Raw genomic sequence first — 21,727 nt, 5'->3', positions numbered from 1 at the left:
TAATTTAAATAAGCATTCAAGAAATTTCGTATACTATAGTATACGAATTAAAAGGGGGTAAAAGCCATGAATTTTTCTGAAAAAGTTAAAAGAATGAGACAAGAAAAAAAGATTTCACTGCAAGAATTAGCTGATTTAAGTGGAGTAAGTAAGTCAATGATATCAAAAATTGAACGTGAAGAAAAAAATCCAACTTTACAAGTAGCTGCTCAAATTGCTGAAGCTCTTGGTACAACTTTATCTGCATTACTTGATGAACCTAAGAATCAAGATATTGTTATTATAAAAAAGGAAGATAGAATAATTTACCACGATGAGTTAACAGGCTTTCAAAGAATTTTACTTTCTCCACAGCTTAAAACAACAGGAATTGAATTTGTTAAAAATGTAATCCCTCATGGCGCTGAATCACATATCTTTCCTCCTCACCATAAGGGTGTAAAGGAATATATAACTGTAAGTAAAGGAAAGTTAACAGCGCTTATCGGAGATCAAGAATTTAAATTAGAAACTGGAGATTCTATCTTTTTTCAAGGTAATAATAGACATCAGTTTAAAAATATAGGAGATACAGAATGTCATTACTATCTAATAATAGATTCTTACAATATCTAAGAAGGCGTCACATTTTAAGATATCGTTACTTAAAATGTGACGCCTTAAATTACTATTGTTTAAATACCGTAGGCTCACAATTAATCAACAATATGAGAAGGTTCCAAAACAACTCATTAGCACCTATCGCATCTTATCATATGCTTTATTCATTGCCTCACTGACAATTCTATTCAAATTATTTTCTGTAAAGCATATTATACCCTGTTCAGTTGCTCCTCCTTTTGTTGCAACCGCATTTACTGTTCCTTCATAATCTGACATGTCTATAGCATTATTAAAAGTTTTGGCTACTATTTTCTCACTTACTTCTGAACTAAATTCAAAGGCTTGCCCAACTTTTTGAAAGGCATTCAATATATAGGCGGCAAAGCCTAAACCACAAGCAGAAAATGCAGTAACTTTTTCTATATCTTTTTCCTCAATTTCAAAAGCATATCCTAATTCACTAAATATTTTTTTGACAAATGTGCTATTTGTTTTTGTATAACCTATGACACCATCAGCTCTGTCAATAGCTATATTAGGCATCGCCCTTATTATAAATACATCTCCAAGTTTTTGCCGAATTGACGTAATAGGCATACCAGCCATAAAACTTACATGAATTTTATGAGTAATATCCTGTTGGATATCATTACTTAATTCAACAAATACATTTCCTTTTAATACCCAAAATATAATATTAGCTTTTTCGATTATATCATTAATATCACTGCAAGCCTGTACCCCAAATTCTTTTTGAGCTATATCTTTTGTTTTTGCAGATTTTGCTAATATGAATATTTCATCTTTAGAAACTATTTTTTTATATATCAACCCCTTTGTTAATGCTTTTCCTAAATGTCCAAAACCAATAATACCAATTTTCATATTCTTCTCCATTCTATAAACAATATTTACAACTGCGTCTTGTTCTATATTCAGATACTATTAAACACCCTTGACTTATCGCTAGTACCTATAACAACTTTCACTTGTTACTATAATAACACTATAAATGCCTTAATTGGTATTAATATTTAGTCTTCTTGCATAATAATACTTTATTAAATCAGTCGGTTTTTTACCCTGTTATAATAAAATGAGTATATAATTGCTGAACATAGTGGCAGTGTAACTCTAACAAAAGAATACTTGGCCTGATGGATGTTTCGACGTAATTGTTATTCTAAAAATCAATTCATTATATATATTAGAAATATCCTTCATCTAACCTTTTATCTGTTACAGAATGAGGAAGTAAAAACACAAGGACAAGTGCCACTACTAAAATAAGAATTCCAAAATAATAAGTATCTCTCTGTGCAAGGAGGTAAATATCCTTCACACCCAGATGTGTGTTTTTATTATAAACTAACTGACGAGATGTTAAGATAACACTACTAGATGCAACTCCCAGTGTCTGTCCAAAATTACGCATAGTTGCTAGCATTCCGGAAGCAACACCAGCATGTTTCCTAGGAGCTGAATTTAAAATAGCTGTATTGATGGAAGAAACACTTAATCCATTTCCAATTCCCATAGCAATCAATGTAAGAATCACCATAGCATAATTGGAGGATTCTTTTAATGAACTCATAATCAGACAGCTGGCACAAATGAAAATCAATCCAACACCCGATGGTAAACGTGTTCCACGTTTATCAGTCATGCTCCCTCCAACCGGAGACATTACCATCATAGCAATTGGTGATGACAACATGATTAATCCTGATTTATCCGATTGTAATGATAGTATATTTATTAAATAGAATGGCACCAAGTAGGTAATTAATTGTTGTACTAGATATGAAAGCATACAAACCACATTTGCCATAGAGAATGTTTTGTTTTCAAACAACTTCAAAGACATCAACGGTGATTCTATATGTTTTTCACGCATAATGAATGCATTCAATCCTAACATGCTTAAAAGCATACATCCTAAAAAATAAACTGATTTCCATCCCCAGTTATTGCTAAAATTAAGTCCTACTGAAAAGGCACCTACTGATATTGCAAATAAACCCGCACCAAGCCAGTCCATACTTTTACCTTCAGAAGTCCCCGTGCTGTCATCTGACATAACAAAGCAGGTTGAAACAAAGCCAAAAATACAGAATGGTACATTGAAATAGAAAATAGCATGCCATGAGAAATGAGTTAACAAAAATCCGCCAATTGTAGGCCCTGCAGCCAACCCTATGGAAATAAATACAGAATTCATACCGAGAGCCTTACCGTGTTCCCTTGAACCAAAGGTCCGACTAACAATTGCCTGTGTAATAGAAACCATAATACTATACCCAACTCCCTGTAAACATCTAAAAAAAATCAATACTCCTAAATTTACCGACAATAATGGTGCTGCAATACACACTACTCCAAAAAATAAAAAGCCAGTTTTAAACTGTCGTTTGTACCCATAAAGTTCTGCCGTGCGCCCCAAGATCAGCAGAGTACAGCATGGTATCAGTGAGTATACTAGTGCCAGCCAGCTGACGTTGTTCTCACTCACCCCAAATTCTTTTGCCAATGTTGGAAGTGCAAGGTTCAAACTGTTTATAGAAAATGATACAACTAAATTGGCCATGCCAGTCACTGCAAAGATCATCCACTTTTTATATTTGTTTTCATGAGTTTCATTCATTTCAACACATCTCCTTTCACTCTGTTTCCCCGGCACTATCTTGACTTATTATAATACGTATGTTAGTATTTGTTAAATAAATTTTATAAATACTATTAATTCGTTTATCGAATAATAAAAGGAGTTTTAAAATGAACACACAGAACCTAAAGACTTTTCTTATACTCTCAAAGTTAAGAAATTTTTCACTTACAGCCGAAAAATTATTTGTAGCACAATCAACTGTCACAAACCGCATTGCTGAATTAGAAAAAGAAATAGGTAAGAAATTATTCATCCGAGATAAAAAACATGTAAAGCTGACTTCCGAAGGTATTCTATTCAAAAAATATGCAAAAAGAATTCTGGAATTAGAGAAAAACGCCATACAAGAAATGACTGAAGCAGATTTTTATAAAAACACGCTTCGAATTGGAAGTGCCAATACTATTTATGAATGTCATTTATATCCTATTATCTATTCTTTTCTACTCTCTAGTCACGACACATCAGTCAAAGTAATACTTGATCATTCTCAGGACCTACTGCAAATATTAGAAGACCAACTACTGGATATAGTTTTTTCCTACATATTTTTTAAAAAGCCTGGATATCAATGTATTCCTTTTGTTTCAGATAAGCTGCTCCTCGTTACCAGTCCTAAAAATAATTCCTTTGTAAATGGCATCTATAAAAATGATTTGTTAAAAATAGATTATCTCATGTGTGATCTTGTATTACAAGAAACAGGACAATTTATACGTACATTATTTCCTCCTTATTATCAATTTCTATTTGAGATTGATAACAGCACAAAACTCATACAGTATTTACTTGACGGTATTGGTTATAGTTTTTTGCCCAGAAGCATCGTTGAATCCCATATAGAAAGTAATTCCCTGATTTACATACCCTTAATTGATTTTGATGCACCTCAAATAAACAGTTATTTTATCTATAGGACTAATAATCACCCGGTACAAAAATTTTTATCAATGCTTTCCTTTAATCAATCACTTGGATCATTTTAATGCATCCAGACATTATGTGGTTTTTCTTTGAAATTTACTATTACTTTTTTATCTCTACTTTGTAACGTAATAATGCCTTTTTTTAACCGTGCTTTCTGTGATGCCCACTAAGGTTTTTTCAGAAGTATATTTTTCCATGACTTATTTAATATTACTGGAATACAGAAATTTCCATTCAACTTATTTGTTGAGGTCATTAATCTATCAAGTTTTTGTTTATTATTAATTTCACTACGAGAAAGTGTGTATGAAACTTCATTCGGCTCGCCTCCACCAATCAAAACCACAATTATAAGCGTACTGAAAAAATTCAGTAAGTTTTTCTGCTGTACTAAAATATATAGATACACTTGGCTTTAAATATTGCATAAAATGCACTAATCAGTTATTGACAGCACAATATATCGTATTTACCATTTGTAAAAAATCAATATATAATAGCTGAATAGTTAAATGATATCTTAAATTTCTAACTCTTTTCTTTTTTATACGGATCTATATGAATATTTACCCGGGTATTTTTAAATTTTTTGTTCATATCCTTCTTCAGGTTTCCAATAACATCATGCGTTTCTTTGACTGTAAGATGAGGGTCAACGGTAATATGAAAGTCAATATGCTTCATATTGCCTGACTTTCTTGTTTTGAGCTTATGATAATCTATAAATTGATACCTGTGTTGTCTTATGACTTTTTCTATCTCGGCTTCTTCTTCATCAGATAATCTTGCATCAATAAGGTAGTTAAAGGCATTTTGGGAAAGCTGCCATGCTTCCTTGATTATCAGCAATGCTACAAGTATTGCAACAATTGAATCGAGTATAAGAAGTCCTGTAAGCTTGATAAGAAGAATTCCAATGCCTACTCCCAGAGATGTGTAGATATCAGTTTTCAAGTGAAGAGCATCTGCCTCAAGAGCCATCGAATCCTCTTCTTGTGAAACTTTGTATAATTTTGTTGACACAGCAAAATTCATAAGTGCTGAAACAATCATAACCCCAATTGCAATAGTTGATTGTGCGATTTCAACAGGCTGAAATATCTTCTTAAAAGCTTCAATAATAATCATTGCAGCAGCGACAAAAATCAAAAGTCCTTCCACTATGCCAGAAATATTCTCTATTTTCCCATGACCGTAAGGATGCTTCCTATCAGCAGGCTTTACAGAATGTCTGACTGACAAAAATGCAACCAGTGATGCTATCAGATCCATTCCTGAATGTATTGCTTCAGAAATAATACTTACTGATCCACTTAAAATACCTGCTATAATTTTAAAAATTATAAGTGTTGTGTTTGATAAAATTGATAAAAAAGCAATTTTAACTCTTCTATCAGAAGTAATCATAAATGAATTCCTCCTCTAAAATTAAAAAACTGTGAAACTATGGCCAAAAAGTCATAGTCCCACAGATCTAAATTACTACCTGTTGCCAGTAAAGGCCCAGCCCTACACATTTGATATTTCAAATGTATTGCTTGCTCTAATAAAAACATGTTATATTACAGATATATTTTTGTCAATCATTTCTTCATCTACATTTTTCTTGTATTCCCCAAAAATAAATCCGCATAAAATTCTTTATTGACTTTGCCTTATCAATAATTCTTATAGACTGTTTTACCTTATATCTAATTAAGACATTCCCACCCTGTAATCCTTCCTTCCACTTCTCTATAAAATAATACTTATTTTCCACCATGGCATTAAACACTTCAACAAGCACCATATACAAAACTCTATCATTTATATGATTATTATAACAATTCTTCTTACCTTTTATGTAAATCATTCATATTTTATCTAAATAACTGTCCAAACTAATTTAGATGTTTAGAAAAAAAACTAATATTGCAACAGAAATTATGTTAATTTTAATAGGAATAAACTAGGTTATATTATATGAAAAAAGAACACTTTAAAAGTGATCTTTTTTGTATTAGTTTTTATTTTTTAAAGACAGTTACAATAGGCTCAAAAGTTAAAACAGCTGTTAGTATAATTAACACTACAATAGTTACCCATCCAACTATATTTTTAACTCTACTATTTACGTACTCACCCATAATTTCCTTATTATTTACCATAAGCATCATACAAATTAAAACTACTGGCAATAACACACCATTTATAATCTGTGACCACAATGTTATCTGAATCAAAGGTGCTCCCGGAATCAATATGATGCCAATTCCAATAACAATTATTATAGTAAATAACGTAAAAAACTCTGGTGCTCCTTTTAATGTTTTATCTATCCCAGCTTCAAAACCAAAAGCTTCACAAATATAAAATGCTGTAGCTAACGGAAGTATTGTAGCTGAAAAAATAGAAGCTATAAACAATCCAAAAGCAAAAATTTGAGAAGCAAAGGCCCCAGCAAGTGGTTTTAATGCTACTGCGGCATCTTTAGCCTCATTTATTTGAATTCCACTTTTATGAAGTGTTGCTCCGCAAGCTACAATTATGAAGAAAGCAACAACTACTGTAATAATACTACCAACAACTACATCCCAGAATTCATATTTAAAGTCTTCAATTTTTAGCCCTTTTTCAATAACTGCTGATTGCATATAAAACTGCATCCAAGGTGCAATAGTAGTTCCTACCATACCAATAACCATACCTATATAATCAAAGTTAGTTTCAATAGTAGGATGAACCAAAGCACTACCTATTTCATGCCAATCTGGTTTAGCAAGAATTGCTGAACCAATGTATGATAACAAAAATATGCTAAAAATCAAGAATATTTTTTCCGTGGTCTTATAAGTACCCTTTACAACTAAAATCCATACGGCAATAGCTGCTAGTGGCACCGATATATATTTGCTTATTCCAAAAACTTGCATACTACCTGCAACACCTGCAAACTCAGTAGCTGTATTTCCTATATCTGCAATAATTAACCCAATGAATATAAAGAAAGTTACCTTAACACCAAAATTTTCTCTAATTAAGTCTGCCAAACCTTTTCCTGTAACTATGCCCATTCTAGCATTCATTTCCTGTACCACAAGAAGAACTATGAAACATGGAATTAATGACCAAAGTAATTTATAACCATAAGTTGCACCAGCTACAGAATATGTTGTAATACCACCTGCATCATTATCAACACTACCTGTTATAATTCCAGGACCTAAAATACTTAAAAATATTAATAAATTTCCTATCCATGTTTTTCTTTTTGCATTCATATTCTCACCCCCAATTATCTGTATCTTTTGTTATTCTTGGTAAATTCATGAACAACATCATTTATATTTACGGTTCCTCTTAGGTGCATTTGTTCATCAACTATAGGTATGGCAAATAAATTATATTTTGATATAGCTTTAACTAAACCGGTTGTTTCATCTGTATCCTTCATATATATAAGTTCTTTAGCCATAATATTTCCTAATCTTTTATCAGGGTCAGAAATAATTAAATCTCTTAAAGATACTACTCCAATAAGTTTATGAGTGTCACTTACAACATAAACATAATAAATTTGATCAATTTCATTTACTGATTCACGGATGTCATTTATTACATCAGCTACTGTATAGTCAGCTGGACATGATATAAAATCAGTATTCATAAGGCTTCCAGCCAGATATTCCTCATATTCCATAAGTTCTCTTATTTCATCTGAAGCTTCTTTTTCCATATTGCTAAGCAATTCTTCTGCTTTATTTTCATTTAGTCCATCTAATACATCAGCTGCTTCATCAGCTGGCATTTCTTCTAGGATATCAGCTGCCTTATCTGTAGGTAGTTTTCTGAGCAATCTCACCTGCACGTCTTCTTCTAATTCTTCTAATACATCTGCAGCTTTTGCATTATCTAAACTTGAGAAAATGATTACCCCCGTATTTACATCAAAATCTTCAATTATATCCGCAAGATCTGAAGGGTGAAGTGTAGATAATTTATTATAAGTTTTCGAAAGTAAAATGTCTTTTGATGTAAAAGCTGTCTGAATATCATCCCACATCATAAGCTTACTAGATACTTTAAATCCCAATCTCTTTAATGGTTTAGCAATTCCAATCCTTCTCAATAATCCATCAATACCGATATCTACTGCTACAGCAAACATACCATAAGGTAATATAACTAATCTAATATCATTAGCCCTAACTACTTTTCTGCCATTAACATCAATAATTTGTTTATCCAAGACAAACTTTTTCAATAGCATATAGTTACCTAAATCTTTACTTTCAATTTTATTACATGTCAAAACATATTGTCCTTTTTCTTTAGAAACATCAATATTATTAAAATCAATAAATTTTATCCCTTCTTTTGCCTTGATAACAGCAATCGTAATTTTGGGATTTTGAAAATTTATATCAACAGCTAAATCCTTCAAAGTTCCTATAACTTCTTTATTAGCCGTATAAATTTTATTACCTAATATTCTACTTAGATAAGCACTTCTAAATCGCATTGAACACACTCCTTTTCCTGCAGGGTGAACAATGCAAAGTTTAATGCAAGTACACCCTTATTATATTTTTCAGCAACAAATTTCTAATTTTTATATGGCCATATTTATAATGCGAGCCATCTTCCATTGAATTCATCACTCCCTTGGACCTATAATTTAAAATTATTTTTATATGTATTATTACACAAATATATGAAGGTAATTTATACAATAAAAAAGAGCCTTTAAAAGCTCGTCAAAACAACAAATTATTATTTCTTCGTTGAGCTTTAGCACTATGTGGCTTTGAGTTAACCCCAGCTACATTAAGTAAAACCTTAATTCGGTAGTACCTGTTGACCCATTGGCATCTCTCGATGTTTTTGGGCAGTAGCCTATATCCTATACATAGGAGCCTCACCTAACAATTATTTTATTACCTTCTTTACTTTCATTTGATAATAACTTCACGTTTATTATATGCTTTGAATTCTCTATTGTAAACACTTTTTTTGATAATATATATGTAGTTATTATTATCAATTGATAACAATTTACATTTTTATTAATAAAGAATATTTTAATTATACAACTTAATAAGGAAAATACGATGTAATAAAAATTCTATTAGCATAATTTAAAAAGACCTTTATAAATTCTTAATCACCATATAAATTTACAATCCATATATTATAATGTAACTAATAAAAAGAGAGAGAACACATATGGCATTGCTTTTATCTGCATTATTGTTTAGCTTATCCTCTAACCTGGATAATATAGTTGTAGGAATAGCTTACGGAATAAAGAGAATAAATGTGAGTATAATTGCAAATCTTATAATAGCAGTTGTAACATCTACCGGAACTTTTTTATCTATGTCAATTGGGGCGTATATATCAAAATTTTTGCCTCACTATATAGCTAATGGTTTAGGTGCCGTAGCTATTGTTATCTTGGGAGTATATTTTGTAATTCAGAGCATATTAAAGCTTATAAACAATACCAAGTCAAAGGAACTTGCCTTGAAAAATATTCATGATATGATTGAATATGCTGAAAAATCAGATTCAGATAACTCTGGTGACATAAGCATGAAAGAATCCATCCTTGTAGCATTCGGATTAACCTTCAACAACTTAGGAACTGGAGTAGCTGCAAGTATAACAGGAGTTAGTATTCAATTTACAGTCGTATCTACATTTATATTAAGTATCCTTACAATTATATTCGGTCAAGCTATAGGTAATCATGTATTAGGTAAACTTTTCGGTAAATATGCACCATTATTTTCAGGTATATTGCTAATAATACTTGGTATTATAGAATTTTTAAATTAGCATTTTTGCATTTACAAGAATCGAAATATTGGTAATCAACATGAATAATTTTAGTGATGATTACCAATAAGACTTTGTTAAGCTAAACTATTAGTATAGCATTGTGGATTACTTTTCTTCAAAAGTCAAAAGCCACGTAGAATATATTACTTCAACGTGGTCTTTATATACTATTCTAATCTCCTGGTATAGTGATACTTTATCAAAGAGCTAAAACTTAGAAAATTGTGTTATTGCAATAAATTACCCAAGTGTATTTCTCCATGACTTATTTAATACTGCTGCAATGTAAAAATTTCCATTCAACTTATTTGCTGAGGTCATTAATCTATTGTAATAAAATTAGGGTGTGATTACTGAACATGTTGCCAGTATAAAACCCGAAAGGATTAATACTTCGCTTACTACATCCCCACTATAAAATTGCTAGTTGTGTTTCATTATCAAAAATATGAATTTTATTAGACTCTAGAGCTAATTTTAGCTTATCACCTGACTTAACATTTACTATACCATTTATTCTGGCTATTACATTAATTTTATTTTTAGATAAATATACATAGCTCTCCGCTCCCATAAGTTCTGTTAAATCTATATTAAATTCTATTCCACAATTTTGACTATTGGTATCCTCTTCCATAAGGCTTATATTCTCAGGCCTTATTCCCACTATTACTTCTTTATCTGCATAACCTCGTTGGTCTAGAAATTCAGACATAATATCCCCTAGAATTATCTCTTCACCTTCAAATAAAGCTTTAAGTCTTCCATTTATGTATCTCAACCTAGCATGTATAAAATTCATTTGTGGGCTTCCAATGAATCCAGCTACAAATATATTTACGGGATGATTATATATTTCCTGTGGAGTAGCAACTTGCTGGATAACACCATCTTTCATTACAACAATTCTTGTACCAAGTGTCATTGCTTCTATTTGATCGTGGGTAACATATATAAACGTAGTCTGCAATTTTTTGTAAAGTTTAAATATTTCCGTTCTCATCCTAACTCTTAATTTAGCATCTAAATTTGACAGTGGTTCATCCATTAAAAACACCTTTGAATTTCTTACTATAGCTCTTCCCATAGCAACTCTTTGTCTTTGGCCACCAGATAATTCTTTAGGTTTTCTACTCAACAAATGGGATATATCCAATATTTCTGCTGCTTCTTTAACTTTTTTATCTATTTCATATTTTGATATCTTTCTAATTTTAAGTCCAAAGGCCATATTTTCATATACAGTCATATGTGGATATAATGCATAGTTTTGAAAGACCATAGCAATATCTCTATCTTTAGGTGTTACCTCGTTTACAAGGTTACCTCCTATGTAAATCTCTCCCTTGGTTACTTCTTCAAGACCTGCAATCATTCTAAGGACAGTAGATTTTCCGCAGCCAGAAGGACCTACAAACACTATAAATTCTTTGTCCTTTATTTCTAAGTTAAAATCCTTAATTGCTTCAACATCGCCTAAATATATTTTATATATATGTCTTAAGGATAGATCCGCCATTTCTATCATATTCCTTCCTATTAAATATCATTCTCTAATGAATCAACCTTTGAAGCACATTTGGATAGTTGGTTATGATACCATCCACCCCTAAATTTATAAGTCTTTTCATATATCTTTCTTCATTTACTGTATATGTGTTTATACGTATGTTGTTCTTTTTAATATCACTAACTATTTTTTTATTCATAACCAGTAAAAAAAATGGATGAAGCGCGTTAGTTCCGATTTTTTTTGCATATTTCCAGGGTTTGTAAATATGGTAATCATACAATAACCCTGTGCTTATATTACTATCATACTGCTTCACTTTTTGTATAGAAGAGTAATTGAAAGAAGATATTATTACATTTTTTTCTAGTTTGTATTCATATATTTTATCTACTGTATTCTTTTCTAAGTTATTGTACTCAATAATATCATTCTTAAGTTCTAAGTTTAAAAGTAAATTTTTGTCTTTTATATAATTTAAAACTTCATCTATACTTGGAATTTTTTCTCCCTTTCCAGCATTAAATTTTCTTATTTCAGCATAAGTATGATCTTTTATAAATCCAGTTCCATCTGTGGTTCTATCTACAGTTTCATCATGACAAATGGCTATAACGCCATCTTTAGTCATATGAAGATCTGTTTCTATCCCATCTGCACCTGCTTCTACTGCTTTTTCAAAGGCCATCATAGTATTTTCAGGAAAACATCCACTGAAGCCTCTATGTGCAATATTTAAAGTTTTAATCATACCTAAAGTTCCCTCTTTACTTTTTGTTTTCTTTATTATATTTTTGTATGGCTGTATTTATACTACTTGCTGCGTTTTTAACACATTCCTCTGGAGTCTGTTTGTCTTGAAGCATCTGCTCTATATTTGTTTCAACAGTCTGCCTTGCTTCAGGAAATACTGACATAAGTGCTCCTTTAGCTACAGCTGGTGATGCATGAAGCTGATCTATTGCAGTCTGGAATTGAGGCTTCTGCTTTAAATTATCCTTCATCAATTGAACATCATAGGCTTTTTTAGTCACAGGAAAATATCCTGTTTGTGTAGCCCAGTAAGCCTGTTCATCTGGTGATACCATGTATTTTATGAATTCCCAGGTTGCTTTTTCCTTTTCTTTATCATTACTATTCATTGCCCATAATGAAGCTCCTCCTATCGAAACACCACCATCCTGTACTCCATCAAATGATGGCAAAAATGCAGTTCCAATCTGGAACCTTCCGCCGACTCCACTTAGCACGGCAGATAAATCTGCTGTTGATTCAATATATATTGCCGTTTTACCTGCTATAAATGCATTTTCCGTATCATCTTCATTTCTTCCAAAATTACCTGCATTACCAGACTTGACTAGTTCCTGCCATTCATTTAGTATTTTTAATCCTGAGCCATTTTTATCGAATTCTACAGCTGTTGGAGCTGCCTTTCTTCCATTTCCATTATTTGCATAATATTGTCCCTGCTTGACTATAAATTGTTCAAAAAACCAACCATATATAGCCATTGAATATCCATATTGAGTGACTTTCCCGGAATTATCTTTTTTAGTTAGCTTGACCATATCCTGTTCCAGTTCTGAAAACGTCCTTGGCGGACTATCCGGATTTAATCCTGCCGCTTTAAAAGAATCTTTATTATAGTACATTATAGGAGTCGATGAGTTAAATGGCATTGAGTATAATTTATCATTAACTGTATAATATCCTGCTATATTAGGTTCTAAGTTTGATGTATCATATTTCTCATCATCTATAAAATCCTGAATTGGTTTAACCCACCCGCTATCTATCATAAATCTAGTACCTATGTCATATACCTGCATAACATCAGGGCCATTTTTGGTTCTTTCTGCACTTTTTAATTTATTTATACCATCATCGTATTTTCCTTGATATTGTGCATTTACTTTAATGTCTTTATGGGAGTTATTAAAATCATTTACCATCTTTGTAAGTGCTTGACCATTTTTACCGGACATGGAATGCCAGAATGTAATCTCCACAGGCTTACTAGCATTTCCACTGTTACCGCAACCAGTTAAGATACCTCCTATCATTAAGGAAGCCATTAATAAACTTATAAATTTCTTTTTCATTATTTTTCTCCTCTCAAAGTAATTAGCACATAAGCTTAACCTTTTACTGCACCAGAGGTCATTCCTTCTACGAGCTGCTTTTGTCCAAATATAAATATTATAATAGAAGGCATTATTACCATTACAATACCAGCCATTATTAATCCAAAAGATTGATTTTCCGAAAACTGCAGCATACTTATACCTATCTGAACGGTTCTGGCACTATCCTTACTTGTCACAAGAAGCGGCCATAAGTACTGATTCCATGTAACTAAAAAAGTATACACACCAAGTGATCCTATTACAGGTCTTGACATAGGGAATACTATCCTAGTAAAAAACTTAAAACTATTACATCCATCTATTTTTGCAGCTTCATAGAGCTCTTTAGGAAGTGTGAGATAATACTGTCTCATCATAAATATTCCCATGGTAGCACTTAAATATGGAATAATAAGCGCTTTATAACTGTCCAGCCACCCAAAATAACCCACAGTCAAATAATTTGATATCATAATTGATTCAGCAGGAATCATCATAGTTGCAATCATAGCTATAAAGAGTATTCTCTTTCCTTTAAAATTAAAAAAGGAAAACGAGAAAGCTGATAAGCAAGATGTTACTATCTGACCTATGGTTACTCCCATAGATACAATAAAACTATTTACTATGAATTTTATTATAGGTGCCGTATTCAGTGCATCTCTATAATTTTGAAAATACAGCTTTTTAGGTATTAGCCTAGGTGGATATGAAAATATTTGATCAGGAGGCATAAGACTAATAGCTAAAGCATATAAAATAGGTGCTATTGTTATTAATCCAAATACTATATTCACTATGTAAAGAACCATTTTATTTATATTTTTTTTCATCTATACATTCCTTTCCTATATTTTAGTATCTCTATTTATAAAACACCTTTCTATTCTCATAACTGAATTGCATTAATGTTATTACAAACATTAATAAGAATAAAATTATTGATTCCGCACTGGCCGCACCAAATCTATTATTAAAAAATGCATCTCTATAAATAGAGTACACAAGTACATTAGTGGCTTCAGCAGGTCCACCCAATGTCATTATATTTATCTGTCCAAACGTTTCAAATCCATTTATAATATTGATAATTAAAACAAAAAAAAGCGTAGGTGAGAGGCAGGGCAGTATCACACTTTTCAACACCTGAAAATAATTTGCTCCATCTATATATGCACTTTCCACTAATTCCTTGGGAATATTTTTAAGTCCTGAAGTTATAAATATAAAATTTATGCAACTATTAAGCCATATACCAACTATGGACACTGAGATAAATCCCCAAAATGGACTTGTAAGCCACCCTATATTCCTCTTTAATAAGAAATTTATAAAGCCTATACTGGGATTAAATAAAAGCATCCATATTATAGCTGCCGATGCAGAAGATACTGCCATAGGCATAGCATACATTATACTAAATAGTCCTTTAAATTTTAATTTGTTATTACAAATAAGTGCAAGCATTAACCCTATCAATATGGAAGGCACTGCGGTCACAATCACATATTTAAAAGTAACAATTATACTATTAATAAAAGACGGTGACTTAAATAAATCAATATAATTAGACAATCCAGCAAAAGAACTTATTTCTCCTTGGGCATTTGTATTAAATAAGCTTAAATATATAGTTTTAAAAAATGGGAGATAAGTAAATGCTAAAAATATCACCATACATGGAATGATATAGAAATATGGTTCCAAAGCACTTACGATTTTTTTCTTATCTCTCTTATTGACAGCCTTACCCTGAGCCAAGTTTATCTGCTCTACTGTTTTTTCCATTTAAATACCTCCACTAATTTTTTCCTATAGACTTATAGTACTACTTTAATATTAATGTGAATTTATGAACGAGTTAAGAAAAATTTACATATTATTCTTTTAAATAACACATTAGTAATATAGTGTAATGATATAGATTTGTCCGTACTCAAATTTGCATAGTATCCATAATTTTTAAAATATACATTATATTCCAATATCATAAATTGAAATATAACATTTAAAACGATTAGCAACTCATAAAAGAACTACAATTAACAGAAAAAGTAACTCCGATAGGGGTTGAAACAGAAGTAAAAGGATTAAGAAAAACCTATTTCACAATTCAAGATTTCATGAACAAACAGAATGAATTTCTCATCTACAAACGCTCTCAAAACCTTTCACCACTCAGTATGTACGATTATGACAGAAGTTTCCTGTATCTAAATAATTACATAAATGAAGTCTATTCGGATAAGCAAATTCGATATGACATAACTTTGATTAGAGGCTACATTTCCTACATGTTGGAGAAGGTAAGTCCAAATACTGTTAATATTCGTATTAGGTATTTAAAGGTATATTTGCAGTTCTTGGAACAGGAAGGATATGTTAAAGAGCGTATTAATGAACGAGTTAAAAAGGTAAGAGAAGTAAAGAATGAAAAGCAACCCTTAACCAATTCAGATATAAAGAAGCTATTAAAAGTAATAAATAACTAACTTAATCAAAAACAGAAGTAATCCGTTAGATGTAAAGTCAACGGCTGGAGATAGTTCACTGGAAATTACTATGGGATATTATCATAATAATTTCAAGGATTTACAGAAATGTATTGCCAAAGATACTCTTTCAGATATTTAAAAATGTAGCAAAAATTTTTATTGGCAGCTTCAATTGCAGAATAAAAGTCACTTTCTATTGTGGGGGTGACTCTTATTTTTTTATGTTTATACATATGTAATATAATGTTCTTTTAATCCAAATTTAGCATAATTATATGAAGAAGCCTTAATATTTAACGGAATATTAAAAATTATTAATAACACTAAAAATAAAGCAAAAAGTGATTTTCTCAAATTTATCACCTCAATAGTAATTCTTTTTAGTAGGTTACCATTATTCCAAAGCAGTTATACAATAATCTAATATTCCTTTAATACTTCTAAGAATATTGCTTCTTAATATTAGAATTTCCAAAATTAATTTTATTCATTGATGGTATCCAGCCTTTTGAATAGTCTGTTATATTTATCTAATTCAGCTTTATCCTCAATCTTGAATCCTGAATTATAGAAAGTAATACTACCATTACCTTCATTTAAGGAATTCATTTCTTTCAAAATTCTTTTTAGATTTTTTGCAGTACCAATGTTTCCATCGATTATATTTACATGTGATGGAAGTAATTTTCTAAACATGTCCTTATAATAAGAAAAATGGGTACACCCTAAAACAATAGTTTCATAATTACTTAAATCATATTTAAATAACTGTTCTTTAAGATAAGGTACTACTATTTCTTCATTAAACTCAAGTCTTTCCGAAAATTGGACTAATCCTGGAAGAGGTAACAAGTCGACGAGATGTTCATTATCTAATTTGGCGATAAGATTTTGCAGTTTTTCTTCCTTCACAGTCAAGGCTGTAGCAGTTACCAGAACTCGTTTATTTATATTTTTGTTTTCTTCAATAGCAGGTTTTATGGCAGGCTCCATACCAATGATTGGAATACTGTATTTAGCCCTTAACTCTTTGATTGCTACGCTTGTAGCAGTATTGCAAGCAATAACTATTGCCTCAACTCCCTGTTGGATAATAAACTCTACAGCATTAAAAATATACTTTTTAACTTTATCTTTGGGTTTTGGCCCATATGGAACGTTTAATGTATCTGCATAATATATATAATCTTCATTAGGTAACATTTTTAATGTATCATGTAATACAGTAATGCCTCCAATGCCAGAGTCAAAAAAACCTATTCGCATTTCTATCCCTCCAATTACTAAAATCTATATGTCATTTTAACATGTGTAAGTCTTATTCCATTAATAATATGTAGATTATTGTTTCGCATAGTATAATACTTGTGACGTAAGTTATTGATTTTGTTCAGCAACTAGAGTGAAAAACGCTCTAGTTTTATTTTTTAACAGGTAGCTTAATTAAACATTAAATATGTAGTGTCTAGATTTAATAAGATATCTAATACAAATTTCTAAATTGTGTAACTTACTTTGCAGTACATAACAACGATGCTCCCACTAGACCTATAAGTATATCCATAACTATTTTACTCTTACTCAATAGTATTAGGGTCTAATGTAATATGAACATAAACGTTATCGCAATCTTTCACAGGAAGCCAGTATCTAATTTTTCCTTCTGCTGACTTTACGCCTTGACCCTTTTTAGTAGACAGCACTTCATTTGCTTTGCAATCGCTATGTAATTCAGAAGCTCCAACTTTAAAACATAGAGTTCCTATTTCAAAACCAGACTTACGAGCAATTTTATTTGCAGCTAATACAGTTTTATTCTTTTGTAGAAATTTTTATGTTTAACCTTGTATAATTTTATATTTCCATTATTTAAAGCTTCTTTAATTTCATGTTCTCCATAGTTACTATATTTATTATTACTTACTACTTCATTATAAACTTCTTCTGGAATAAAGACTTCATCAAATATCTTCCACAACAAGTCTACCTTACCAATACCAATAATACTTAGTCCTATCATTGGACTTGCATTACAAACTACCTTAGCCATTCTTTCCTTCTCCTAATTCCCTGAGCAAATCTTTCACTGCAATATCATCTTGAACAACATCTTCCTCTGAATATTCACCCCAAGGAATTTTCTTTATTTTTAACTTATATATAAAATCATTTAAAGATAACTCTGCAATTTCTGCTGCTCTAGCAAGAGAAACTGTCTTTGCTACAAATAAGCTAATAGCTATGGATATTCTTACATTATCATTTACACTGTTTCTATGTGCTAAATCGTCAAGCAATGGTACTAAGTCAGAAGATATATGAATATCTATATTAGATTCTCTTAAAGCCATATTTTTTCCTCCATAAATTAATTTTTAATATAACTAATTATACTTTATTGTATCCATAATAGTAACTTTATAAAATTGAAAAAGAGCTTAGAGAACAATATAAAGGTACTGATAACTATTATGCAAAACGATATGAAACCTGGGTGGAAAAATCAGCTCCAATCATCTTAGAAATTATAATTGTCTAATTTAACAAGTAGTTCACTTTTATATAATCAATCCATTGATTTTGAAGTTCATCTTCGGTTATGCCAAAAATCTCTACAAAACTATTTGGCGTTTTTATTAATTTACGCAACTTATCATATCCAAATAATTTGATTATTGATTCTACTATAGTATATGAGTATTGATACCCATTACGTTTGAAAAACGTTTCAAAATCCACCCCAGTATCTAAATCTTTAAATGTAGGAAGAATATTATTTACTAATCCATTCCCAACAGTTTTTACTATCCAGTTTTCACTATTGTCTTTTGCTTCATAACATGCAATTCCTTCATTTAACCATCTTGGTGTGTCCTCATTTATTTTATTTACTATGATATGTACAAATTCGTGAACGGCTGTATTTAACACATTATAGAATTCTGAACCTGGTGGTGGATTTAAAGGTGATGCTATTACAATCTTACCTATTCCAAGTCCTCCTCTTATCCAGTCAGGTGCATTTGGAAATCCTAAAGCGATATGAAGTTGATTACGATCTGGATGAACCTCTATAATCAATTTTTTTTGGAGTTGTTGATTGAGGTTATTAGTAATCCTATTATAACTATTTTCAAGAACATCCGAAATTTTATCTATACATGTCTTATCAAATTCAGTATAATGAATTATAAAATGTTCAGTTTCTTTTCTTAAGTTTAGTTTATAATCTTTCTCTATATACATATCATTAAACTTTACATGATTTGAACATTCTTTTTTTATTTTTCCTATCATTTTATTTTTCCCCTTTTAAGATGTTATTTGTACGAAACAATTTACACTTGTGACACTTTATAAAAAGAAAACGACACTATATAGTTAATAATAAACATAAGTAACCCTATTATAATCACCAGACATTTGGATTTTAAATTATTTATTTCATTATCTTTAGAGACAACCAATAAAATAAGTAATAGCAATCCCATATGAATTATAAATAAAAATAAGATTTAGATAACCTTCTATTGCACATTCGTAATCACCTGTATTATCACTTTCTAATAAATCTTTACTTACTCCTAGGAGCAAGCTATATGCTGTTAATACATATAATTATATTCCGCAGCATTAAATATTTTTAATAATCTTGCATGGATTTCCAGCTGCAATCACATTATCAGGTATGTCTTCAGTCACGACACTACCTGCTCCTATTGTTACGTTATCTCCAATTTTTACTCCTGGACATATTATTGCTCCGCCACCAATCCAAACATTATTTCCTATAGCAATCGGCTTACCGGACTCTTTACCATTGAGTCTTTCAGTAGGGTTAATAGGGTGAGTAGCGGTATAGATTTGAACATTTGGTGCTAAAAGTACATTATCTCCAATTTTGACCTTATTCACGTCGAGTATTATGCAACTATAATTAGCATAAAAGTTTTCACCCACTTCAATGTTATAGCCATAATCACAATTAAAGGGTGCTTCAACATAAAAAGAGCCTTTAGCATTTATCAATTGCTTTATAATTTTCTTTCTTTTATCTTTTTCACTTGGTCTTGTATGATTAAACTCAAAAGTTAAGTTTCTTGCGTATTCTCTTTCTTTGCTCAATTCTTCATCACCAGCGTTATAATAAACACTTGCTAACATTTTTTCCTTTTCACTTTTCATAATCTCTTCTCCTATCTTCAGCTTAATTCTCCAGTTCAATGGTAATATTATCTTTACCCAAAAACATAAATTAAGACATAATAAATTACACTTGTAACACAAGTATTGTTCTGGAAATTAACCTCTTTTACTAATTCCATTTGTTATTAATAACTTTGAAATATACATCGCTTTTATTATGTTCTTAAAGCGTGTGTGATGAGAGGTACCCTCCGCAAATTTTAGCTGTGCTTTTTCACATTTGCTGATAATTGAAGATACGGGGCGTAGTGCTTCTATCAATTCTTCTTTTGTATATTTGTCCATAACATTTTCATCTGTTATCAATGATTTTGAAATATACATTGCTTTTATCCTGTTCTTAAGGAGTGTGTGTTGAGAGGTACCCTCCGCAAATTTTAGCTGTATTTTTTCACATTTACTGATAGTTGAAGATACAATTGGTAGGGCTTCTAACAATTCTTCTCTTGTATATTTGTCCATAGCAGCTCACCTCAAATTCATATTTATTAAGTTATTTATACCATTGTATATAATGCCTCACTATAGCTTAACCGGGGTGAATTATAAAATATTAATAAATTTCATTCCTTAGCATGGGTTTTGTCGGAAATGTTGGCGACATCCTTTGCGTATCTTTACTTCTTATGTAAATACTATTTAATAGCTGTTCCGTCTCTACTTAAAACCATAATTTTCATTTGCTCATTGTTAATCCTCAACTTTTTTTAATTATGTAATTATAGTTCCTTTTCACATTTTACCATTATAAATTTAAATGGAGGTTTATTTTCCATATTCTTATGTGGCTCAGCAATTTTCCAAGATTCTATCAGTCCATATTTTCCAAATTCTTGTTTTATCGAGTCAGAATCATAAAAAAACATTTTTAATCCTTCCATTATCTCGAAATAGTCTTTACTCAGTTGTTTGCCCTTTCCAAACATTGGAGCTTCTTTTGAAATAGCCGTAAAAATCATATATCCGTTTGGCTTTAGCTGATTATAGCAATCTTTAATGAACTTCTCTCTCTCTCGATTATTCAATAAGTGAATAAGTGCATAACAAAATATACCATCATAAAGTTTGTTATCAAAAGGCATGTCATTTACTGAACCATGAAAAATACTAATATTAAGCCCATTTTGCCTTGCCAAATCAATGGCTGTTTTTGAAATCTCAATACCTGTTACATTTATTCCATTGTCAATAAAAACTCTTGCGTTTCTACCATATCCAATACCAGGTATCAATATATCCTTAACTTTCTTTTCAAGGAAAAAGTCCTTTGTCAAGATTGCTGAGTCTGAAGGTTCAAATCCCCACATCATTTGATTTTCTATAAAACTTGATTCCCAGAATTCTGTCACACCTCTATCTCCTTTAT

22 protein-coding genes and 2 riboswitches are annotated in these 21,727 nt (G+C 30.9%); of the genes, 4 read left to right on the top strand and 18 right to left on the bottom strand.

Annotation, left to right across the window (positions count from 1 at the left end):
• Window positions 1-66 precede the first annotated feature (66 nt).
• The gene (locus ACJDU8_RS09140) at window positions 67-615 is read left to right on the top strand and encodes a helix-turn-helix domain-containing protein (RefSeq protein WP_406791842.1); all 549 of its coding nucleotides are present in this window, start codon (window positions 67-69) and stop codon (window positions 613-615) included.
• A gap of 123 nt (window positions 616-738) precedes the next feature.
• Here the strand turns inward: ACJDU8_RS09140 and ACJDU8_RS09135 are convergent, their stop codons facing one another.
• Together ACJDU8_RS09135 and ACJDU8_RS09130 are read right to left on the bottom strand one after the other, a co-directional pair.
• Window positions 739-1,488, bottom strand: a complete 750-nt coding sequence (locus ACJDU8_RS09135; RefSeq protein WP_406791841.1) for a pyrroline-5-carboxylate reductase family protein — start codon at window positions 1,486-1,488, stop codon at window positions 739-741.
• A 322-nt stretch (window positions 1,489-1,810) separates the two neighbouring features.
• Window positions 1,811-3,283, bottom strand: coding sequence for an MFS transporter (locus ACJDU8_RS09130; RefSeq protein ID WP_406791840.1), 1,473 nt, complete (start codon window positions 3,281-3,283; stop codon window positions 1,811-1,813).
• Window positions 3,284-3,378: 95 nt separating this feature from the next.
• On the opposite strand from ACJDU8_RS09130, the gene ACJDU8_RS09125 reads away from it, so the two are divergent.
• Window positions 3,379-4,257 (top strand): LysR family transcriptional regulator, encoded by an 879-nt coding sequence (locus ACJDU8_RS09125; protein WP_406791839.1) that lies wholly within the window; start codon window positions 3,379-3,381, stop codon window positions 4,255-4,257.
• A gap of 469 nt (window positions 4,258-4,726) precedes the next feature.
• On the opposite strand, the gene ACJDU8_RS09120 is transcribed toward ACJDU8_RS09125, so the two are convergent.
• The 4 genes from ACJDU8_RS09120 to ACJDU8_RS09105 all read right to left on the bottom strand — a co-directional run bounded on the left by ACJDU8_RS09120 (window position 4,727) and on the right by ACJDU8_RS09105 (window position 8,699).
• Entirely contained in the window at window positions 4,727-5,605 is an 879-nt protein-coding gene (locus ACJDU8_RS09120; protein ID WP_406791838.1) for a cation diffusion facilitator family transporter, read from the bottom strand.
• 52 nt (window positions 5,606-5,657) lie between these two features.
• Window positions 5,658-5,754: riboswitch (NiCo riboswitch) on the bottom strand.
• Window positions 5,755-5,789: 35 nt separating this feature from the next.
• Window positions 5,790-6,050, bottom strand: a complete 261-nt coding sequence (locus ACJDU8_RS09115) for a recombinase (RefSeq protein ID WP_406791837.1) — start codon at window positions 6,048-6,050, stop codon at window positions 5,790-5,792.
• Window positions 6,051-6,204: 154 nt separating this feature from the next.
• Window positions 6,205-7,458 (bottom strand): Nramp family divalent metal transporter, encoded by a 1,254-nt coding sequence (locus tag ACJDU8_RS09110; protein ID WP_406791836.1) that lies wholly within the window; start codon window positions 7,456-7,458, stop codon window positions 6,205-6,207.
• Between the two features lie 14 nt (window positions 7,459-7,472).
• A complete protein-coding gene (locus tag ACJDU8_RS09105; RefSeq protein WP_406791835.1) occupies window positions 7,473-8,699 on the bottom strand; it encodes a magnesium transporter in 1,227 nt (408 codons plus the stop codon).
• A gap of 246 nt (window positions 8,700-8,945) precedes the next feature.
• Window positions 8,946-9,114: riboswitch (M-box (ykoK) riboswitch) on the bottom strand.
• A 289-nt stretch (window positions 9,115-9,403) separates the two neighbouring features.
• Between ACJDU8_RS09105 and ACJDU8_RS09100 the strand changes: the two genes are divergently transcribed.
• Entirely contained in the window at window positions 9,404-10,018 is a 615-nt protein-coding gene (locus ACJDU8_RS09100) for a manganese efflux pump (protein WP_406791834.1), read from the top strand.
• Between the two features lie 415 nt (window positions 10,019-10,433).
• Here ACJDU8_RS09100 and ACJDU8_RS09095 read toward each other — a convergent pair whose 3' ends face one another.
• Genes ACJDU8_RS09095 through ACJDU8_RS09075 form a run of 5 tightly spaced genes read right to left on the bottom strand, consistent with a single transcriptional unit; the run spans window position 10,434 to window position 15,448 of the window.
• Complete coding sequence (locus tag ACJDU8_RS09095) at window positions 10,434-11,540, bottom strand: ABC transporter ATP-binding protein (RefSeq protein WP_406791874.1); 1,107 nt, start codon at window positions 11,538-11,540, stop codon at window positions 10,434-10,436.
• Between the two features lie 34 nt (window positions 11,541-11,574).
• Window positions 11,575-12,282: a glycerophosphodiester phosphodiesterase gene (locus ACJDU8_RS09090; RefSeq protein WP_406791833.1), complete on the bottom strand. Its 708-nt coding sequence runs from the start codon at window positions 12,280-12,282 to the stop codon at window positions 11,575-11,577.
• Between the two features lie 16 nt (window positions 12,283-12,298).
• Window positions 12,299-13,636 carry an ABC transporter substrate-binding protein gene (locus tag ACJDU8_RS09085; RefSeq protein WP_406791832.1) on the bottom strand — a complete coding sequence of 446 codons (1,338 nt, stop codon included), beginning with the start codon at window positions 13,634-13,636 and terminating at the stop codon, window positions 12,299-12,301.
• Between the two features lie 35 nt (window positions 13,637-13,671).
• The gene (locus tag ACJDU8_RS09080) at window positions 13,672-14,493 is read right to left on the bottom strand and encodes a carbohydrate ABC transporter permease (protein WP_406791831.1); all 822 of its coding nucleotides are present in this window, start codon (window positions 14,491-14,493) and stop codon (window positions 13,672-13,674) included.
• A gap of 31 nt (window positions 14,494-14,524) precedes the next feature.
• On the bottom strand, window positions 14,525-15,448 hold the full coding sequence (locus ACJDU8_RS09075; protein ID WP_406791830.1) for a carbohydrate ABC transporter permease: 924 nt from the start codon (window positions 15,446-15,448) through the stop codon (window positions 14,525-14,527).
• A 506-nt stretch (window positions 15,449-15,954) separates the two neighbouring features.
• Between ACJDU8_RS09075 and ACJDU8_RS09070 the strand changes: the two genes are divergently transcribed.
• A complete protein-coding gene (locus tag ACJDU8_RS09070; RefSeq protein WP_406791829.1) occupies window positions 15,955-16,152 on the top strand; it encodes a hypothetical protein in 198 nt (65 codons plus the stop codon).
• A gap of 486 nt (window positions 16,153-16,638) precedes the next feature.
• Here ACJDU8_RS09070 and murI read toward each other — a convergent pair whose 3' ends face one another.
• The 7 genes from murI to ACJDU8_RS09035 all read right to left on the bottom strand — a co-directional run bounded on the left by murI (window position 16,639) and on the right by ACJDU8_RS09035 (window position 21,710).
• Complete coding sequence (gene murI / locus ACJDU8_RS09065) at window positions 16,639-17,421, bottom strand: glutamate racemase (protein WP_406791828.1); 783 nt, start codon at window positions 17,419-17,421, stop codon at window positions 16,639-16,641.
• Between the two features lie 535 nt (window positions 17,422-17,956).
• Complete coding sequence (locus tag ACJDU8_RS09060) at window positions 17,957-18,205, bottom strand: PIN domain-containing protein (protein WP_406791827.1); 249 nt, start codon at window positions 18,203-18,205, stop codon at window positions 17,957-17,959.
• A complete protein-coding gene (locus ACJDU8_RS09055; protein ID WP_406791826.1) occupies window positions 18,198-18,506 on the bottom strand; it encodes a UPF0175 family protein in 309 nt (102 codons plus the stop codon). Before ACJDU8_RS09055 ends, ACJDU8_RS09060 begins: the two co-directional genes overlap by 8 nt.
• A 184-nt stretch (window positions 18,507-18,690) precedes the next feature.
• Window positions 18,691-19,452 carry a peptidase MA family metallohydrolase gene (locus ACJDU8_RS09050; protein WP_406791825.1) on the bottom strand — a complete coding sequence of 254 codons (762 nt, stop codon included), beginning with the start codon at window positions 19,450-19,452 and terminating at the stop codon, window positions 18,691-18,693.
• Window positions 19,453-19,788: 336 nt separating this feature from the next.
• Entirely contained in the window at window positions 19,789-20,340 is a 552-nt protein-coding gene (locus ACJDU8_RS09045) for a sugar O-acetyltransferase (RefSeq protein WP_406791824.1), read from the bottom strand.
• Between the two features lie 117 nt (window positions 20,341-20,457).
• Window positions 20,458-20,823, bottom strand: coding sequence for a hypothetical protein (locus tag ACJDU8_RS09040; RefSeq protein ID WP_406791823.1), 366 nt, complete (start codon window positions 20,821-20,823; stop codon window positions 20,458-20,460).
• A 257-nt stretch (window positions 20,824-21,080) separates the two neighbouring features.
• Window positions 21,081-21,710, bottom strand: coding sequence for a class I SAM-dependent methyltransferase (locus ACJDU8_RS09035; protein WP_406791822.1), 630 nt, complete (start codon window positions 21,708-21,710; stop codon window positions 21,081-21,083).
• Window positions 21,711-21,727: the final 17 nt, after the last annotated feature.

This window comes from Candidatus Clostridium eludens (assembly GCF_045310515.1).
GTDB lineage: Bacteria > Bacillota > Clostridia > Clostridiales > Clostridiaceae > Clostridium_B > Clostridium_B eludens.
The sequence above is the reverse complement of the archived record's forward strand: the minus strand, read 5'-3'. Positions and strand labels throughout refer to the sequence as shown.

What these genes read in the sequence shown, in the direction of transcription:
- ACJDU8_RS09140 (WP_406791842.1), top strand. Translation starts at nt 67, where the DNA reads ATGAATTTTTCTGAAAAAGTTAAAAGAATGAGACAAGAAAAAAAGATT.
- ACJDU8_RS09135 (WP_406791841.1), bottom strand. Translation starts at nt 1,488, where the DNA reads ATGAAAATTGGTATTATTGGTTTTGGACATTTAGGAAAAGCATTAACA.
- ACJDU8_RS09125 (WP_406791839.1), top strand. Translation starts at nt 3,379, where the DNA reads ATGAACACACAGAACCTAAAGACTTTTCTTATACTCTCAAAGTTAAGA.
- ACJDU8_RS09120 (WP_406791838.1), bottom strand. Translation starts at nt 5,605, where the DNA reads ATGATTACTTCTGATAGAAGAGTTAAAATTGCTTTTTTATCAATTTTA.
- ACJDU8_RS09115 (WP_406791837.1), bottom strand. Translation starts at nt 6,050, where the DNA reads ATGATTTACATAAAAGGTAAGAAGAATTGTTATAATAATCATATAAAT.
- ACJDU8_RS09110 (WP_406791836.1), bottom strand. Translation starts at nt 7,458, where the DNA reads ATGAATGCAAAAAGAAAAACATGGATAGGAAATTTATTAATATTTTTA.
- ACJDU8_RS09105 (WP_406791835.1), bottom strand. Translation starts at nt 8,699, where the DNA reads ATGCGATTTAGAAGTGCTTATCTAAGTAGAATATTAGGTAATAAAATT.
- ACJDU8_RS09100 (WP_406791834.1), top strand. Translation starts at nt 9,404, where the DNA reads ATGGCATTGCTTTTATCTGCATTATTGTTTAGCTTATCCTCTAACCTG.
- ACJDU8_RS09095 (WP_406791874.1), bottom strand. Translation starts at nt 11,540, where the DNA reads ATGGCGGATCTATCCTTAAGACATATATATAAAATATATTTAGGCGAT.
- ACJDU8_RS09090 (WP_406791833.1), bottom strand. Translation starts at nt 12,282, where the DNA reads ATGATTAAAACTTTAAATATTGCACATAGAGGCTTCAGTGGATGTTTT.
- ACJDU8_RS09085 (WP_406791832.1), bottom strand. Translation starts at nt 13,636, where the DNA reads ATGAAAAAGAAATTTATAAGTTTATTAATGGCTTCCTTAATGATAGGA.
- ACJDU8_RS09080 (WP_406791831.1), bottom strand. Translation starts at nt 14,493, where the DNA reads ATGAAAAAAAATATAAATAAAATGGTTCTTTACATAGTGAATATAGTA.
- ACJDU8_RS09075 (WP_406791830.1), bottom strand. Translation starts at nt 15,448, where the DNA reads ATGGAAAAAACAGTAGAGCAGATAAACTTGGCTCAGGGTAAGGCTGTC.
- ACJDU8_RS09070 (WP_406791829.1), top strand. Translation starts at nt 15,955, where the DNA reads ATGTTGGAGAAGGTAAGTCCAAATACTGTTAATATTCGTATTAGGTAT.
- murI (WP_406791828.1), bottom strand. Translation starts at nt 17,421, where the DNA reads ATGCGAATAGGTTTTTTTGACTCTGGCATTGGAGGCATTACTGTATTA.
- ACJDU8_RS09060 (WP_406791827.1), bottom strand. Translation starts at nt 18,205, where the DNA reads ATGGCTAAGGTAGTTTGTAATGCAAGTCCAATGATAGGACTAAGTATT.
- ACJDU8_RS09055 (WP_406791826.1), bottom strand. Translation starts at nt 18,506, where the DNA reads ATGGCTTTAAGAGAATCTAATATAGATATTCATATATCTTCTGACTTA.
- ACJDU8_RS09050 (WP_406791825.1), bottom strand. Translation starts at nt 19,452, where the DNA reads ATGATAGGAAAAATAAAAAAAGAATGTTCAAATCATGTAAAGTTTAAT.
- ACJDU8_RS09045 (WP_406791824.1), bottom strand. Translation starts at nt 20,340, where the DNA reads ATGAAAAGTGAAAAGGAAAAAATGTTAGCAAGTGTTTATTATAACGCT.
- ACJDU8_RS09040 (WP_406791823.1), bottom strand. Translation starts at nt 20,823, where the DNA reads ATGGACAAATATACAAGAGAAGAATTGTTAGAAGCCCTACCAATTGTA.